Below are 15,187 nucleotides of genomic sequence, written 5' to 3'. Positions count from 1 at the left end.
GACTCGGGTCATCCTGCCCAAGCTCGGCATCAAGGGCTGAGGCCCCGACCGGAGCTGCAGTTGGCAGCCCAAGGACCCCGCCGAGACACCGGACAAGGAAAAACCCACAACGGACAACGACCCCGACACCCGCTGACGACCATGGACCGAAGCGCCGGGGCGGCCCCTCCAAGGCCCGCCCCGGCGCTGTTTCGCCGCCCCCCATTTTTTGCCTTCCAAGGGGTTGCCAAGTGACGGACTTTCTGGTTAAGAAGTCTCTCCCTTGCGGAGAGGTGTCCGAGTCTGGCTTAAGGAGCACGCCTGGAAAGCGTGTACAGGGGAAACTCTGTCGGAGGTTCAAATCCTCTCCTCTCCGCCACAAGGCAATCAAGCCCCCGAGTTATCGGGGGCTTCTTTTTTGCCTGCCGCCCCCCTCCCCGCGCCGTATCCACGCGCGGAGCATCCAGCGACCCGATTATTTGATCCCCTCTTGTACTGGTCGTTCGATCCCGATACCATAGTCCTGCCTCCCTCTATCCAGCGTAACCGCAACCGATGCTCCGGGCACGCGCAGATCAGCCTCGCACCCGGAAGCGGCCGACGGCGAAACGCCAGGAAAATTCACCATGTGCAGGAAACAGAACGCCTCAACGGCTTCATGTCCCCAGGGCGCGCGCCCCGCACGGCCGCGCTGGTTGACGCCGGTTTGGCTGGCCGTGGCGCTGGCCCTTGTCTGCACCGTTTCGCCGGCCCCGGCGCACGCCCTCTACGCGGGCAAACGCGTACTGTGGGTGGAGTCCTACTCCCCAGGATACCCCTGGTCGGACGGCGTGGCCCGGGGCGTGGACATGGTCCTCAAGGGGACCGGGGTGGAGCTCAAGACCCTGCACATGGACACCAAAAACAACCCGGGCGCTGAATTCGGCCGCCAAGCCGGGGAACGGATCCATCTGGAATTCCTCGCCTTCAAGCCCGACATCGTGCTCGCCTCCGACGACAACGCGCAAAAGTACTTCGTCGTCCCCTACCTGCTAGGGACGAAAACACCCGTGGTCTTTTGCGGGGTCAACGTCGACGCCTCGCCATACGGATATCCCGCGGCGAACGTCACGGGCATGGTCGAGGTCGGCTTGATCGGCCAAGCCCTGAGGATGATGAGCGGCTACGCCAAGGGCAACCGCGTCGCCGTCATCGCCGAGGACTCGACCTCCGTGGCCACGAACACCGTCTTCTATCCCAGCGAGTTCCCGGACAGGGAATGGCGCTTCTTCCTCGCCAAGGATTTCAGCGAATACCAACGGATGTTCACGGCCGCCCAGAGCCAGGCGGACATGCTCATACTCGGCACCAACGCGGGCATCAAAGGATGGGACAACGACGCGGCAAGGCGCCTCACAACCGAAAGCACGCGGATACCGACTGCCAGCGTTCACTCGTTCCTGGCCGAATTCGCCGTGTTCACGTTTTCCAAGATACCCGAGGAGCAGGGGGCGTGGATGGCGTCGACCGCCCTGCGCATCCTTGACGGCGAATCCCCCGCGGACATCCCGCTGGCCGAAAACGAGCAGGCCGACCTCATCGTCAACCTGCGCCTGGCCAAGGCCGCGGACATCGTGCTGCCCCTCTCCGTGCTCAAGACGGCCACGGTCATCGGCCGGGAGCCCGCTCCATGAAGCTCAGCTATCGGGTCAACCTCGCCGGGTTGGGACTGGTCACGGCCATCGCCCTGGGCATGGGGCTGGCCGCCGTGCTGACCATCGACCGCCTGTCCCTGAACCTGAACCACCAGATCCTGGCCTCGGAACTGGCCATATCCACCGAGCACGTGTCCGAGGCGCGCGCCATCCTAAAGGAAAGCAACCTCCTGACCGTGCAGGCCTACGTGGACCGGGCCAAGACCGACCTCATGCGGATGTTCCGGGCCGAGGCAGGCGAACGCTTCGGCCGGCTGACCATCTTCTCGCCGCAGGGGGAGCCCGTGTTCCACGCCCGGAACCAGCCATCCACCGCCACGCTGCCCGAGGCCGAGGTCAAGGATCTCATGCGGCGCGGCGCGGGCGTCACGGAGTTGTTCTGGAACGGCAAACTGCGCATGGCCCACTTCCAGGGCCTGCCGGAATGGGGCTGGCTGCTCATGGTTTCGTTGCCGCTCCAGGAACTGGAAGAGACCCGGAACATGTTCATGGCCCAGGCCATGATCATTTTCGGGGTCCTTTCCCTGCTGGGCTGGGCACTGTTCGTGCGGCTTTCCCGGTCCGTGGTCATGCCGGTGCAGCGCCTGGCCCGGGCCTCGGCGGGCATCGCCAAGGGCGACTGGACGCTGATTCCTCCCCCGACGGACCGCGACGACGAGCTTGGCGAACTGGAAAGCAGTTTCAGGGACATGGCCGAAAACCTGCGCATGGCAGGGACGGAACTGGAGCACAGGGCCCAATCCCTGCACGAGACGAACGCCCGCCTCACGGCGGAAATCCGGGAACGGGGCAAGGCCGAGGCCGATCTCCAGAAAACCAGCGACGCCCTGGAAACCATCCTCGACTCCATGCCCTCCATGGTCATCGGCGTGGACGCCGAGTGCCGCGTGACCCACTGGAACCAAAACGCCGAGGACAGCACCGGGATTGCGCGGGGCCAGGCGCTGGGGCAGGCCCTGGATCAGGCTCTGCCGCGCCTGGCCGGGCACATGGAGACCGTGCGCGAGGCAATGCGCCAGGGCCTGCCCCAGCGCCTGGGCAAACAGCCCTTCGAACAGAACGGCCGCATCCTGTTCGAGGACGTCCTGGTCTTCCCCCTGCGCGGGAAATCCTCCCAGGGCGCGGTGATCCGCCTGGACGACGTGACCAAACGCGTGCGCATGGACGAACTCATGGTGCAGACGGAAAAAATGATGTCCGTGGGCGGGCTGGCCGCGGGCATGGCCCACGAGATTAACAACCCCCTGGGGGGCATCCTTCAGGGCGCCCAAAACATCAAGCGCAGGCTGCTGGAGGACATTCCGGGCAACGTCCAGGCCGCCGGGAACCTCGGCTGCCGCATGGACACCATCCGCGACTACATGCGCGAACGCGATATTCCCAAACTGCTGGACGGCATAGTCGATTCAGGGCGGCGCGCCGCAGACATCATCGCCAACATGCTGGACTTCAGCCGCAAAAGCGAATCCCAGCTCACGGCCAGCGACCTGAACGCCGTCTTGGACAACGCCCTGCAACTGGCCGCCAACGACTACGACCTGAAAAAGGAATACGATTTCAAGAAGATCAACATCGTCCGCTGTTACGGCGAGGCCCTGCCCAGGGTCCCCTGCTCGCCCACGGAGCTGGAGCAGGTCTTCCTGAACCTGTTGACCAACGCGGCCCACGCACTGGCCGAAAACAACACGGGGCAAAGCGAGCGATCCATCGTCCTGCGCACGCGAAGCGACCGGAAGGCCGTGATCGTGGAAATCGAGGACAACGGCCCGGGCATGGACGAGGAGACCCGCAAAAAGATATTCGAACCCTTCTTCACCACCAAGGAGCCGGGCACGGGCACGGGACTCGGGCTGTCCGTGTCCTACTTCATCATCACCCAGAACCACGGCGGGGACATATCGGTCCAATCCGCCCCCGGAGAGGGCGCGCGCTTCACCATCCGCCTGCCCCTGGAACGCCCCGGAAACCTCCAGTCCTGACGAGCGGCCGCCCACCGTTCCTTGACTTGCGCCGCGTGGCGGGCTACTGGCGTGCCGTACTGTGGGGCCGCAGCCATACAGACATCACGCACAAGCAAGTAATCAACGGTAAGGCGGGACCCCGATGACCAGAAGACACCCCTTGAAATCCCTGTTCATCACGCTGCTGCTCCTGGTCGTCACGGCGGCAGCAGCCGGTTCCGCATATATCTACGCCACCTACGGCGACGCCATCCGAGACTTCATCAAGCGCCAGGAAAAGGCCGCTCAATACCAGAGGATAGGATTCTTCGACCAGAAGGACCAACGGCTCATAGACTACATCCGCTCCCTGAACGTCCCCCGGCGGGATCTGCCCGCGTTCTGCAACAACCTGATCTTCGACAATTCCAACAAGGGTTACGTGGACGAATACAACCGCAAGGTCAAACGCATCATGGGCATGCTCGTGGAGCACATTGAGGACCCCGCCAAGCCCAAGCCCGAAACAAAATGCGATTCCCGTGCCCTGGTCCTGGGCGCCCTGCTCAAGGCCTTCGGCATAGAATCGCGAATCGTGCACGGCATGGGCTACGACAAGCCGGCCAACGAATTCATCGGGCACACGTTCCTGGAGGTCAAGGAGGCCGACGGCTGGGCCATCTACGACCCCTATTTCGGCACCAGCTACAAGCGCGACGCGCATGGCCCGGTGAGCCTCATGCGCGCCCTGCTCTGCGACGCCGAGGACCTCGTGCCCGTGTCCTCGCTGGGGGAAGGATGGGCCCCGATAGCCCAGCGCACCGATCCTGACCAGTTCAACCGTCTCTACAGCGTGGCGATCTACGACAACCGGGCGAACGGGGAAAAATCCACGGTCATCGTGAACACGGCCAAGGTCCGCCGCATGACGGGAGGCAAGGTGCAAGACGGCCTGGACAAGGCCTTGCGGGACTACATCACCCGTAAATGGTTCGACCCCGTAATCATCATGCTGTAGCGCGCCCTAGTCCGGCCAGTCCTCTTCGTCCTCGTCCAGGACCTCCGGGGCGTCCAGCACCTCGAAATCCTTGACCAGCAGGCGCAGCCGCCCCTGCTTCTTGGTCAGGGTGCCCCGGGCTTGGATGTATTCGTCCACATAGTCCAGCAGGGACGCGCCCGCGCCCGAATGCTCCACTTCCACGTCCCGACCGTCCTCGGTGATCAGCTCCAACGCGACGATCTCCCCCTCCTCGTCCCAGGAGCAGGGGGACACGAATCCCTCAATGGACATAAGCCCGCTACGCTTCTTCATGATCCTTCCTGTTTCGTTATGAATCCCGGCGCCGGCGAAACGTCATGCCGTCACACATCCCGGCCTCAGCCCGCGGCCTGGGGAACCGCCGTTGCAGTCCCCACCCCGGCCGGGGCGGAAGCCGCAGCCAATCGCCGCCAGCGCCAGCCCGTCACCGGGCGGTCCACCAACAGATACAGGCCCACGGCGGCCGCGAGCACCAGGGCCACGACGCCCACGGCGCCGAGCTCCGGCGCCGCATGCTCCAGCGCACCGAGGACCAAAAACTGCACCAGATAAAAGGGATAGGACAATTCGCCCAACCCCCTGTCCCAGGCCGCGTCCTTGAGCGCACCGAACACCAGGGGCATGCCCCCGGCGAAGGCCAGGGCCGCGAGGGGGAAGCGCCACGGGTCCGCCATGAAGCGGTAGCCGAAAACCAGGGCGCAGAGCGCGCCCAGGGCCGCCAGGCCCCAGCCCCGGGGCAGGGACGAGAGCGCCCCCCAGCGTCCCAGCCGCTGGGAGAGGACTCCCAGCAGGAACAGATGCAACTGCGCGGGGAACAGATGATGGGCCGTGTTGGCCCCGTCCGCGCCCCCCATGCCCAGGGCCGTATGCAGGGCCAGACTCGCCGCCCCCAACCCCAGGAGGGCCGGGGCGCGCAGGCGCACCAGGAATGGGGCCAGAAGATAGAACCACAGTTCCAGGGACACGGACCAGGCCTGGGGAACCAGGGACATCCAGAACCCCAGCACGGGGCACTCCTGGCACGGAGACCAGACCGGGGAGAATGATTCGCTGAAATCCAGGAGGAACAGCAGGTCCTGGCCCATCAGGGTCAGGTTTGACAGGGCGAGCCCCGCAAAGGCCAGGGGCGCAATGGCCCAGGCCCCCAGCACGTCGTCCCGGGACATGAAGGAATGCGCGTCCAAGGCGAGCACCAGCGCCAGGGACAGGGCCGCCACCACCAGATAGGCGGGCAACAGGCGCAGCAGCCGGTTGGAATAGAACAGCCACAGCCCGCCCCGCGCGTAGCGCTCCTCCAGGATCAGGGACATGTAGAAGCCCGAGACCACGAAGAACAGGCGCACGGACACCACGCCGGGCAACAGCTCACCGTCCATGAGCGGCGCATGGTGCGAAAGGACCGCGAAGGCCAAAAGCAAACGGATGATCCCCATGGACGAGCCCTTGCTGTACGTATGATTGACGTCAGCAAAGGCAAAATACGGGCCAGACGGAACATATTGGAATCACGAATGATCTATAAACGCGGGACGATCTGATCAGACCTCGAAGTTCCGCTTTTCCACGGCGCGGCTGCCATCGGCTCCCGCCGGGGCCGGGGCTACTTGAAGTCCTCCTTGCGCAGGCCGTGGCGGGTCATGAGCTTGTGCAGCTGGCGCGTGGTCACCCCCGCCTTTTCTGCCGAGCGGTTCACCCGCCCCTTGCACAGGGCCAGCACCTCCTTCAGATAATGGCGCTCGGCGTTCTCCTTGGCCCGCTCGCGAAACTCCGCCAGGGACTGGGACAGGTCCAGGGGCACGGGCGCCGCCCCGTTCCCGCGCTTGAACAGCTCCGTGGGAAAGCTCTCGGGCGTGAGCACGCGCGAGGTCTCCAGAATGAAGGCCCGCTCCATGAGGTTTTCCAGCTCGCGCACGTTGCCGGGCCAGTCATAGCGGGCGAAGGCGGCCAGCACCGTGGGATGGATATCGCAGATATCCTTGGAATTCAGGCGCGCCAGGCGCTTGAGGAAGGCCTCGGCCAGGAGCGGGATGTCCTCGGGCCGCTCCTTGAGGGACGGAATCTCGATGGGAAAGACGTTCAGGCGGTAATAGAGGTCCTGGCGGAACTCGCCCCGGGCGCACATCTCCTGCAGGTCGACGTTGGTGGCCGCGATGACGCGCGCGTTCATGGCGATGGCCGCGTCCCCGCCCACGCGCTGGAAGGTTTTCTCCTGTAAAACTTGCAGCAGCTTGATCTGGGCGGGAGGCGTGACCGTGGCCACCTCGTCCAAGAAGATGGTCCCGCCCGAGGCGATCTCGAAACGCCCGAGCTTGCGCTTGACCGCGCCGGTGAACGCGCCCTTCTCGTGGCCAAAGAGTTCGCTCTCGATAAGGGTGTCGGGGATGGCCCCGCAGTGCACGCTGACAAAGGGCCCGCTCTTGCGGTTGGACAGGGTGTGGATGAGCCTCGCCAGCACGCCCTTGCCCGTTCCGGTCTCGCCCGTGAGCAGCACGGTGGACACAGTGGGCGCGGCCAGGCGGGCCTTCTCGAAGACCGTGCGCATGACCCTGCTGCGCGTGCCCACCACCTCCAAGTCGTCGCCCACGCCCGAGGCGGAGCGGAAGTAGTCCACCTCGGTCTGCAGGCGCTGGGCCTCGCGCACGCTGTCCACGACGTAGCGCGCCTCCACCGGATCGATGGGCTTGGTCAGGTAGTTGTCGGCCCCGGCCTTGACCACGCGCACGGCGTCGCGCACGCGCTCCTGCTCCACCAGGATGACCACCACGATGTGCGGATTGTTGGACCACAGGCGCTGCAGCATGGCGCGGAAGTCGCCGCTTTCCGCCGTGTGGCCGCCCTCCAGAAAACGCAGGTCCACGAAGGCCAGGTCATACTGCCCCGCGTGCAGGGCGGCCTCCAGGGCCCGCCTGTCCCGCGCCGAGCGAAACCCGGCCCCGCCTCCGAAACATTTCGCCAGGGCCGAGACCTCGACCTCCTCCCGGGCGGCGACAAGTACGCGCTCCATGCCAGCCTCCTGACTGATGCGGGACAATCTACATCCTCGGGCCAGCACCAGGCAATACGCCTCGGGCAAAAAAAAAGAACTTTTTGTTCCGTACCGCACAGACAGGAACATTACATTCCTATTTATTACAACACCCCTATTTTACAGCTTTTATTCACACACCCCAGCCGTCCCTTTCCGTTGCCCCGCCCAGAAAGGCGCGCCCACGGCCGCTTCCCGGGCGAAGGCCTTGTCGGAACCGTAGGGGAATTCTCCAGAACGCTTAAACAAAAAAGCCAATAAAACAAGTATATTAAAATTTGGACCAAAGATTGCTTTTATGGCGAATGGAACCGCACGCAGACAGCGGACCGGAACCATCTCCAAAGGAGGGATGAGGCATGTCGGATCTGCAGACGGTAACGGGCATCATCCTGCCCAACGACTGGGACCTTCAGGGCAGGCTCACGGAAGTGGTCCTGTACGGGGCCGACGAATCGGAATTCGTGATCCACGGCGGCCAGGAAAAACAGCTGCTTAAGCTCTGCCACCACCGCGTGAGCTGCACGGGCACGCGGGCCATGGACAACCGCGGCCGCAGGGTCTTCGAGGTCCGGGGCTACACGGTGCTCGGCGACGAGCAGGATTGCGGCTACGACTCCGGGCCCGACGGTTTCTTCGGACCCGGCCCGGGCGTTCCGCGCATGTGGAGCAACTGACCTTGGAGAACGCGATGCGGCACGCACTCACCAGGCCCGCCACCCTGCGCGCCATTCTGGCCATTGCCCTGGCGGCTCTGCTGCTGGACGCCTCGGCCCTGTCCGCGCCCTGCGCGGACGAGGAATTCGTGGTCCGGGGATACGTGTTTCAGAGCGAACGCGGCCTGATGCTCGAGTCCGAGGCCAGCGAGATCTTCGGGCTCGCGGGCCTGGACATGGAACCGTATGTGGACGCGGTGGTCACCGTGGTGGGCACCATTGAAGAGAATGCGAACGGCGAGGACATCCTGCACGTCAGCCATGTCCTGCCCGACGATGAAACCAATTCCGGGGACACCATGCCCGGAGAAGACAAACCCGCCCTATAGGGCAAGGGAGACCAACGATGACGGAGCTGATGGCGGCGCCCGAGGCAGAAGAGCACGAGGAACAGCCTCCTTCCCGATCCATTTTCGGGGGAGGACCCATCAACCGTGCGGTGCAGGACTATCGGGACGCCTTTTTCCCGGGCCTGGCCGACAAGGACTGGAACGACTGGCGCTGGCAACTGCGCCACAGGCTGACCAACCTGCCCGCCTTCGCCGGGCTCGTGAAGCTGACCACCGGCGAGGTCAACGCCCCGGCCTGGGACGGCACGGGCATGCCCGCCGCCATGACGCCCTACTACGCCGCCCTGATCTGGAACGAGGCCCGTGAGGGCCGCTCGTCCCTCAGGCGCTGCATGGTCCCGCACATGGACGAGGCCTGCATCGCGCCCTACGAGACGTGCGACTCCCTGGGCGAGGAGCACGACAGCCCGGTGCCGGGCCTGGTGCACCGCTACCCGGACAGGGTGCTGTTCCTGGCCACCAACTTCTGCTCGTCCTATTGCCGCTACTGCACGCGCTCCCGGCGCGTGGGCAGGCCCGAGTCCAAGCGCCGCCTCACGGCCACCTGGGACAAGGCCGTGGACTACGTGCGCGAGCATCCCGAGGTGCGCGACGTGCTGGTCTCGGGCGGCGACCCGTTGACCATGTCCAACGCGGCCCTGGAGTACATCCTCTCGCGGCTCACGGCCATCCCCCACGTGGAGATGGTGCGCATCGGCACCAAGGCCCCCATGGTCCTGCCCCAGCGCATCACCCCGTCGCTGGTGCGCATGCTGCGCCGCTTCCGGCCCCTGTACGTGAGCATCCACTGCACCCACCCCTCGGAGCTGACCCCCGAAGCGGCCCTGGCGTGCAACAGGCTGGCCGACGCGGGCATCCCCCTGGGCAGCCAGACCGTGCTCCTCAACGGCGTGAACGACGACCGCGACACCCTCATGGCCCTGTTCCGGGGGCTGTTGACCATGCGCGTGCGCCCCTACTACCTGTACCACTGCGACCAGGTGGCCGGGACCTCGCATTTCCGCACCACCCTGGGCAAGGGCCTGGACATCATGCGCGGCATCCGGGGCTACACCACGGGCTACGCCCTGCCGCAATACGTGGTGGACCTGCCCGGGGGCGGGGGCAAGGTGCCCGTGTGCCCGGAATACTTCACCGGCCGCCAGGGCTCGACCCTGCTCTTCAAGAACTACGAAGGCCGGGAATTTGCCATCCACGACCCCGAGCCCATGGAGGCGAAATAATGCGCTTCGGCATCACCTTCGACCTGAAGGAGCACTGGAAGGCGCGCGGCTACGCCGACGCGGACATCGCCGAGTTCGACTGCCCGGAGACCGTGGAGGCCATCGACAAGGCGCTCTGCGCCCTGGGCCACGAGACCGAGCGCATCGGCGGGCTGCACGAGCTGACCTCGGCCCTGGCCGGGGGCGCGCGCTGGGACATGGTCTTCAACATCGCCGAGGGCATGCACGGGTTCGGGCGCGAGGCCGCCGTGCCCGCGCTGCTGGACGCCTGGCGCATCCCGTACACCTTTTCCGAGCCCTTGGCCCTGTGCCTGACCCTGCACAAGGCCATGGCCAAGCGCGTGGTGCGCGACGCGGGGGTGCGCACCCCGGACTTCGCCCTGGTGGAAAGCCCCGCTGACGTGGCCAAGGTTGACCTGGGCTGGCCCGTGTTCGCCAAGCCCGTGGCCGAAGGCACCAGCAAGGGCGTGGGCGGGGATTCCCTGGCCCGCACTCCCGAGGACCTGGAGCGGGTCTGCCTGAAGCTCTTGGCGGCCCACGACCAGCCCGTGCTGGTGGAAAGCTTCCTGCCCGGCCGCGAGTTCACGGTGGGCCTTCTCGGCAGCGGCCCCGAGGCCCGCAGCGCGGGCGTGATGGAGGTGCTGGTGGACGGCGAGGCCGACGGCGGCAACTACACCTACGCCAACAAGATCGACTACCTGCGCACCGTGCGCTACGAGCTGGCCACGGACGCCGAGGCCCGGGCGGCCGCCGACCTGGCCCTGTCCGCGTGGCGGGCCCTGGGCTGCCGCGACGGCGGCCGGGTGGACGTGCGCCTGGACGCCGAGGGGCGGCCCTCGTTCATCGAGGCCAACCCCCTGCCCGGGCTGCATCCCGTGCTTTCGGACCTGACCATCCTCTGCGGCCTGGCGGGCACGCCCCACGCCGAGCTCATCGCGGCCATCGTGCACTCGGCCTGCTCCCGGGTCCCGGCCCTGACGGCCGGCTGCGCGGCGTGAGGATCGCCCTGCTGCACGCCTCCCCGGCCCCCGGGGCCGGGGAGGACGACCAGGACATCCTGGCCCAGGCGGCGGCCGTGCGCGAGGCCCTGTTCGCCCTGGGGCACGACGTGCACACGGTGCGCTTCTCCCTGGATCTGGGCGGCGTGGCCGCGACCCTGAACGGGCTCAGGCCCGACGCGGCGTTCAACCTGGTGGAGGGCGCCGAGGGCAAGGGGCGGCACATCGCCCTGGCCCCGGCCCTGCTGGAGGATATCCCCCTGCCCTTCACCGGCGCGGGCAGCGACGCCATGGCCCTGTCCTCCAACAAGATATTCGCCAAGCACGTGCTGGCCTCGGCGGGCATCCCCACCCCGGCGGCCCGGGCCATGGACGGCCGCATCCTGCACGGCGGGGACGCCGGCGACGGCTGGATAGTGAAGTCCGTGTGGGAACACGCCTCCATCGGCCTGGAGCGGGACTGCGTGCTACGGGACGCGGACCACGGGGAACTGCTGCGGGCCATGGCCCGCCTGGCCCCGCGCATGGGCGGGCAGTGCCTGGCCGAGGCCTACGTGCACGGGCGCGAGGCAAGCGTCTCGCTCCTGGACGGCCCGGACGGGCCCACGCTTTTGCCGCCAGCGGAAATCCTTTTTCCGGACCAGCCGGAACACGAGCCGCGCGTGGTGGGCTGGCGCGCCAAATGGGACGATGATTCCGACGAGTCCAAGGGCACGCCCCGCCGCTTCGGCCTGGAACCGGACCTTGCGGAACGCCTGGGCCGCGCGGCCCTGGACTGCTGGCGGGCCTTCGGCCTCTCCGGCTACGCCCGGGTGGACTTCCGCGTGGATGAATCGGGCGCGGCGCAGGTCATCGACGTCAACGCCAACCCATGCCTGGCCCCGGACGCCGGATTCCAGGCCGCCCTGGACCGGGCCGGCGTGCCCTTCGCCTCGGCCGTGGAACGCATCCTGGGCGCGGCCCTGGACGCGAAAGGATACGCATCATGAAGGACACGGACATCCTCCTGCGCACCGAAGTCAGGGACGCCGACGCGGCCGTGGTGGAGGCCATGTCCCGCGCCACGGGCCTGTTCACCGAGGCCGAGGTGGACATCGCCGTGGAGTTGGTGGACGAGCACCTGGCGCACGGCCGTGAGAGCGGCTATTATTTCCTGTTCGCTGAAGACAGGAAGGGCTGCGCGGGATACGCCTGCTACGGCCCATCCGTGGACGAGCCCGGCTGGTTCGACCTGTACTGGATAGTGGTGGAGCCCGAGCGCCAGGGACGCGGCGTGGGCAGCCTGCTGCTCACCGAGGTGGAACGGCGCGTGGCCGGGGAACACGGCCTCGGGCTGGTGGCGGAGACGTCGGGGCAAGCCCTGTACCGCCCCACCAGGGGCTTCTACGAGGCCCGCGGCTTCCTGGCCCGGCGCAGGGTCAAGGACCACTACTCCCCGGGCGACGACATGGTGGTCTACCTCAAGCCCCTGCCCACCGAATCCGCCCCGGTTCAGCGCGGATCCTGAACCGTTTCCGCCGCCCCGTGGGGCTCCGCGATCCGTGATGCCAGGGAATGCCTGCGCGCGTAGGCGCACAGGTTCTGGAAGACCATGCCCACGGCGATGGCGAACACCGCCCCCCAGAGCCCGAACAGCGGGATGGCCACCAGGGACAGGACCAGGGCCACGGCCACGGAGCCGTAGATGATGTTCTGGAGGAAACGCCCGTCCCCGCGCATGGCCAGAAGCATGGGGTAGGTGCCCGTCAGACAGTAGGCCAGCACGCCGCAGGCCAAAAACCGCAACAGCCCGCTGCCCTGCACGAACTGCTCCCCGAACACGGACAACAGGAGCTCCGCGAACAGCAGGATGAACGCGAACAGGGGCACGCTGCCCAGGGCCAAGCTGAAATTGGACTGGGCCACCTCGCGCCTCAGGGCCTGCAGGTTGTTGGCGTGCAGGCTCTCGGCGTAGCGGGTGCGGGAGATGCTGTTCACCGCGGACAAGGCGAAGACCATCACCGAGGCCACCCGGTAGATCACCCCGAACAGCCCCACCTCGCTGGACGTCAGGAAAATCTCGATCATGAACACCAGGACCCAGTAGAGCACGATGTCCATGGACGAGACCAGGATCATGGGCAGGCCTTCCCGGACCAGGGACCGCCAAGCGTTGGCCGCGCGGTCGCGCGGGGAGCCATTCAGGAAGCGCAACACGGAAATGTGGCCCAAAACGACCATCAACGCGGTGGCGACAACGTAGAAGCACAGTATCGACCGCACATCCCCGGGCCGGAACAGGACCAAATACAGGCAGCTCAAGAGCGGAGCCCCTACAAAGCCAAGGGCATAGGACAGCGGCACGCGACGGATGCCGCGCAAAAATTCGGCCTGCAACAGAAGAACCGCGAGAAACGGCACCAAGGCCTGGACAAGTATCAGGTCCACAGCGCGGTTGGAGAGTTCGGTTCCCATACCCTCGAACACGCCTACCCCCGCCGCCACAGCCAGCCCGGCAATCAGGCTCGCGCCGGCCGCCACCCACAGGAACTTCCAGTACAGATCACGCAGGGCGCCAAAATCGCCTCGCAAGTGAAATCCGGCAGCCCGCCGGACAATGACGTTGTCCATGCCCAGACGCACGAACACGGTCTCGGCCAGGGCGAAGCTCAGGGCGAAGGTGAACTCCCCGGTGCCCGCGAGACCCGTCTGGCGGGCAACCATGATGTAGAAGAAAAGGCTAAAAATGGCCCCGGTCATGCGCAAGGCAAAAGCCACGGCGGAAACCCGGACAATGTCCCCGCCGTGCCTGTGCAGTCTCTGCAGCAACGCCTGAACCATCACGCCCTACCTGCGGTTGCCGGATCAGTTGCGACTCTTGCGCCCCAGCCGCCCTGGAGCAGGGGACAGAAGAGCGCGGTCCAGAAGATGGGATGCCGCAACAGGTTATGCAGCATGACCATGATGAGCATCCCGCCCCAGACGCACAGCCAGCGCTTTTGCGGCAGGCGCATGGTGGCCCTGGCGCTGAGCACGAACACCACCACCATGACGAGCACGCCTGCCATCCCTCCGGACAAGGCAAGATCCACGAACAGATTGTGAACCTCCATGCCCTCGAAGGGCTGATGCAGCCCGGAAAAGGCCCCGGGCCCGAAACCAAAGCCCAGGCTGTCCCCCAAGGCTCTCAGACCGTTGAGCAACAAAACGTGGCGAGCCGCGCCTAAGACTATGCCCTGCGTAGCCATGGCGTACGCCGCGGCAGCCCCGTAGCTGCAAATTGCGACGGCGACAAAAACGACAAACAGCCTGTTGGCTACAGCCCGTGTCCTGGGAGCCGGCACCAAGCCATACAAGGCGAAAAAGCATAACAGCGCCAGCACGAACAAGGCAAAGGAACGACTAAACATCAGCAGGCCAAACGCGAACATCAAAACCGTTGCAATCGCCAGAAGACAACTTTTTGTTCCACGACACCCATTGCTGCGAAAGTCTAGCGCCTGAGCAAAGCAAAGTGGGACAGCAAGCACAAGAGGAAGTATTGCCTGGTTGATATTGCTTGTCCATCCGAAAGCAGATTTCGATCCGGTCAGGAAGAAATGAAACGTAAAATGTTTTGAAAACCATATAGGTCCACACGAGATATATTCAGCAGCAACAAAAATTATATTGCCAACAAGCACGATGACGCCGCAGACAACAAGAACCCGCAGCATGGACTCCGAGTCCCAGCGCAAAGTGCTCAACCACAACGCGTAGAGTGCGCAAAAACCCAAGGCGGCCGCTTCGCGCATGGCCACGTGCGGCACGAAGACGCCCTGGGCACGCCCCCACAAGGCACCTGTTCCCAGGCAGAAGAACAACGCACCCCACAGGAGAAGCACGTTTCTGCCGCCCTGCACGCCCAGCGCTTGCGCCAATCTGCGCCGGATGGCCAGCATATACAGTCCCGAACTCATAAGCACCACAAGCAATAGTTCACCAGCGCCCAGAGGCAACCCCGGCAGGCGAAAGCGAGTGGCGGTGGTCAGAGCCAGGGCGCAACCAAGCACGCGTTGCCCCCAGGGCGAGAGGGCCAGGCCAGGACCGGCTTCGTCCGTAAAAAAAATAGTCTTCTCCTCCGATGACCACGCTTTTCCGGGAATCACGAGACAGCGGCTGGTCGCCTCGCGGACAAGGCGTCCCTAGCCGGACCAACGTGCAAGGCGGCTCTGCCTTCTTTACAAAAAGAAATCCTTTCTGAA

At 65.5% G+C, this 15,187-nt stretch carries 14 protein-coding genes and 1 tRNA gene; 10 read left to right on the top strand and 5 right to left on the bottom strand.

Features of this window, described 5'->3' with window-relative positions; genetic code table 11:
• Positions 1–266: 266 nt before the first annotated feature.
• The 4 genes from ACYYG1_RS10095 (at position 267) to ACYYG1_RS10080 (ending at position 4,631) form a co-directional block, all read left to right on the top strand.
• A tRNA-Ser gene (locus ACYYG1_RS10095) sits at positions 267–358 on the top strand.
• Between the two features lie 316 nt (positions 359–674).
• Positions 675–1,652 carry an ABC transporter substrate-binding protein gene (locus tag ACYYG1_RS10090; RefSeq protein ID WP_461210183.1) on the top strand — a complete coding sequence of 326 codons (978 nt, stop codon included), beginning with the start codon at positions 675–677 and terminating at the stop codon, positions 1,650–1,652.
• Positions 1,649–3,652, top strand: a complete 2,004-nt coding sequence (locus ACYYG1_RS10085) for an ATP-binding protein (RefSeq protein ID WP_461210182.1) — start codon at positions 1,649–1,651, stop codon at positions 3,650–3,652. The genes ACYYG1_RS10090 and ACYYG1_RS10085 overlap by 4 nt, the downstream gene beginning before the upstream one ends.
• Before the next feature lie 124 nt (positions 3,653–3,776).
• Entirely contained in the window at positions 3,777–4,631 is an 855-nt protein-coding gene (locus ACYYG1_RS10080) for a transglutaminase-like domain-containing protein (RefSeq protein WP_461210181.1), read from the top strand.
• Between the two features lie 6 nt (positions 4,632–4,637).
• Here the strand turns inward: ACYYG1_RS10080 and ACYYG1_RS10075 are convergent, their stop codons facing one another.
• From ACYYG1_RS10075 to ACYYG1_RS10065, 3 genes are all read right to left on the bottom strand, one after another.
• On the bottom strand, positions 4,638–4,925 hold the full coding sequence (locus tag ACYYG1_RS10075) for a hypothetical protein (protein WP_461210180.1): 288 nt from the start codon (positions 4,923–4,925) through the stop codon (positions 4,638–4,640).
• Positions 4,926–4,990: 65 nt separating this feature from the next.
• Positions 4,991–6,085, bottom strand: coding sequence for an acyltransferase family protein (locus ACYYG1_RS10070; RefSeq protein ID WP_461210179.1), 1,095 nt, complete (start codon positions 6,083–6,085; stop codon positions 4,991–4,993).
• A gap of 167 nt (positions 6,086–6,252) precedes the next feature.
• Positions 6,253–7,656 carry a sigma 54-interacting transcriptional regulator gene (locus tag ACYYG1_RS10065; RefSeq protein ID WP_461210178.1) on the bottom strand — a complete coding sequence of 468 codons (1,404 nt, stop codon included), beginning with the start codon at positions 7,654–7,656 and terminating at the stop codon, positions 6,253–6,255.
• 380 nt (positions 7,657–8,036) lie between these two features.
• Here ACYYG1_RS10065 and ACYYG1_RS10060 point away from each other — a divergent pair, with 380 nt between their 5' ends.
• From ACYYG1_RS10060 to ACYYG1_RS10035, 6 genes are read left to right on the top strand one after another with little or no spacing between them, the layout of a single operon-like run.
• Complete coding sequence (locus ACYYG1_RS10060) at positions 8,037–8,354, top strand: hypothetical protein (RefSeq protein ID WP_461210177.1); 318 nt, start codon at positions 8,037–8,039, stop codon at positions 8,352–8,354.
• Positions 8,355–8,368: 14 nt separating this feature from the next.
• Positions 8,369–8,722 (top strand): hypothetical protein, encoded by a 354-nt coding sequence (locus ACYYG1_RS10055; RefSeq protein WP_461210176.1) that lies wholly within the window; start codon positions 8,369–8,371, stop codon positions 8,720–8,722.
• Between the two features lie 17 nt (positions 8,723–8,739).
• Positions 8,740–9,966, top strand: coding sequence for a KamA family radical SAM protein (locus ACYYG1_RS10050; RefSeq protein ID WP_461210175.1), 1,227 nt, complete (start codon positions 8,740–8,742; stop codon positions 9,964–9,966).
• Positions 9,966–10,964, top strand: a complete 999-nt coding sequence (locus ACYYG1_RS10045) for a D-alanine--D-alanine ligase family protein (protein WP_461210174.1) — start codon at positions 9,966–9,968, stop codon at positions 10,962–10,964. The genes ACYYG1_RS10050 and ACYYG1_RS10045 overlap by 1 nt, the downstream gene beginning before the upstream one ends.
• Complete coding sequence (locus ACYYG1_RS10040) at positions 10,961–11,953, top strand: D-alanine--D-alanine ligase family protein (RefSeq protein ID WP_461210173.1); 993 nt, start codon at positions 10,961–10,963, stop codon at positions 11,951–11,953. Before ACYYG1_RS10045 ends, ACYYG1_RS10040 begins: the two co-directional genes overlap by 4 nt.
• On the top strand, positions 11,950–12,471 hold the full coding sequence (locus tag ACYYG1_RS10035) for a GNAT family N-acetyltransferase (RefSeq protein WP_461210172.1): 522 nt from the start codon (positions 11,950–11,952) through the stop codon (positions 12,469–12,471). Before ACYYG1_RS10040 ends, ACYYG1_RS10035 begins: the two co-directional genes overlap by 4 nt.
• On the opposite strand, the gene ACYYG1_RS10030 is transcribed toward ACYYG1_RS10035, so the two are convergent.
• A complete protein-coding gene (locus tag ACYYG1_RS10030) occupies positions 12,456–13,721 on the bottom strand; it encodes an oligosaccharide flippase family protein (RefSeq protein WP_461210171.1) in 1,266 nt (421 codons plus the stop codon). The two genes, ACYYG1_RS10035 and ACYYG1_RS10030, sit on opposite strands and share 16 nt — an antisense overlap.
• A gap of 62 nt (positions 13,722–13,783) precedes the next feature.
• A complete protein-coding gene (locus tag ACYYG1_RS10025; protein ID WP_461210170.1) occupies positions 13,784–14,884 on the bottom strand; it encodes a hypothetical protein in 1,101 nt (366 codons plus the stop codon).
• Positions 14,885–15,187: the final 303 nt, after the last annotated feature.

Source organism: Desulfocurvus sp. DL1XJH-121 (assembly GCF_054819825.1).
Note: the sequence above shows the minus strand (reverse complement) of the source record. Positions and strands in the feature narration are given on the sequence as shown.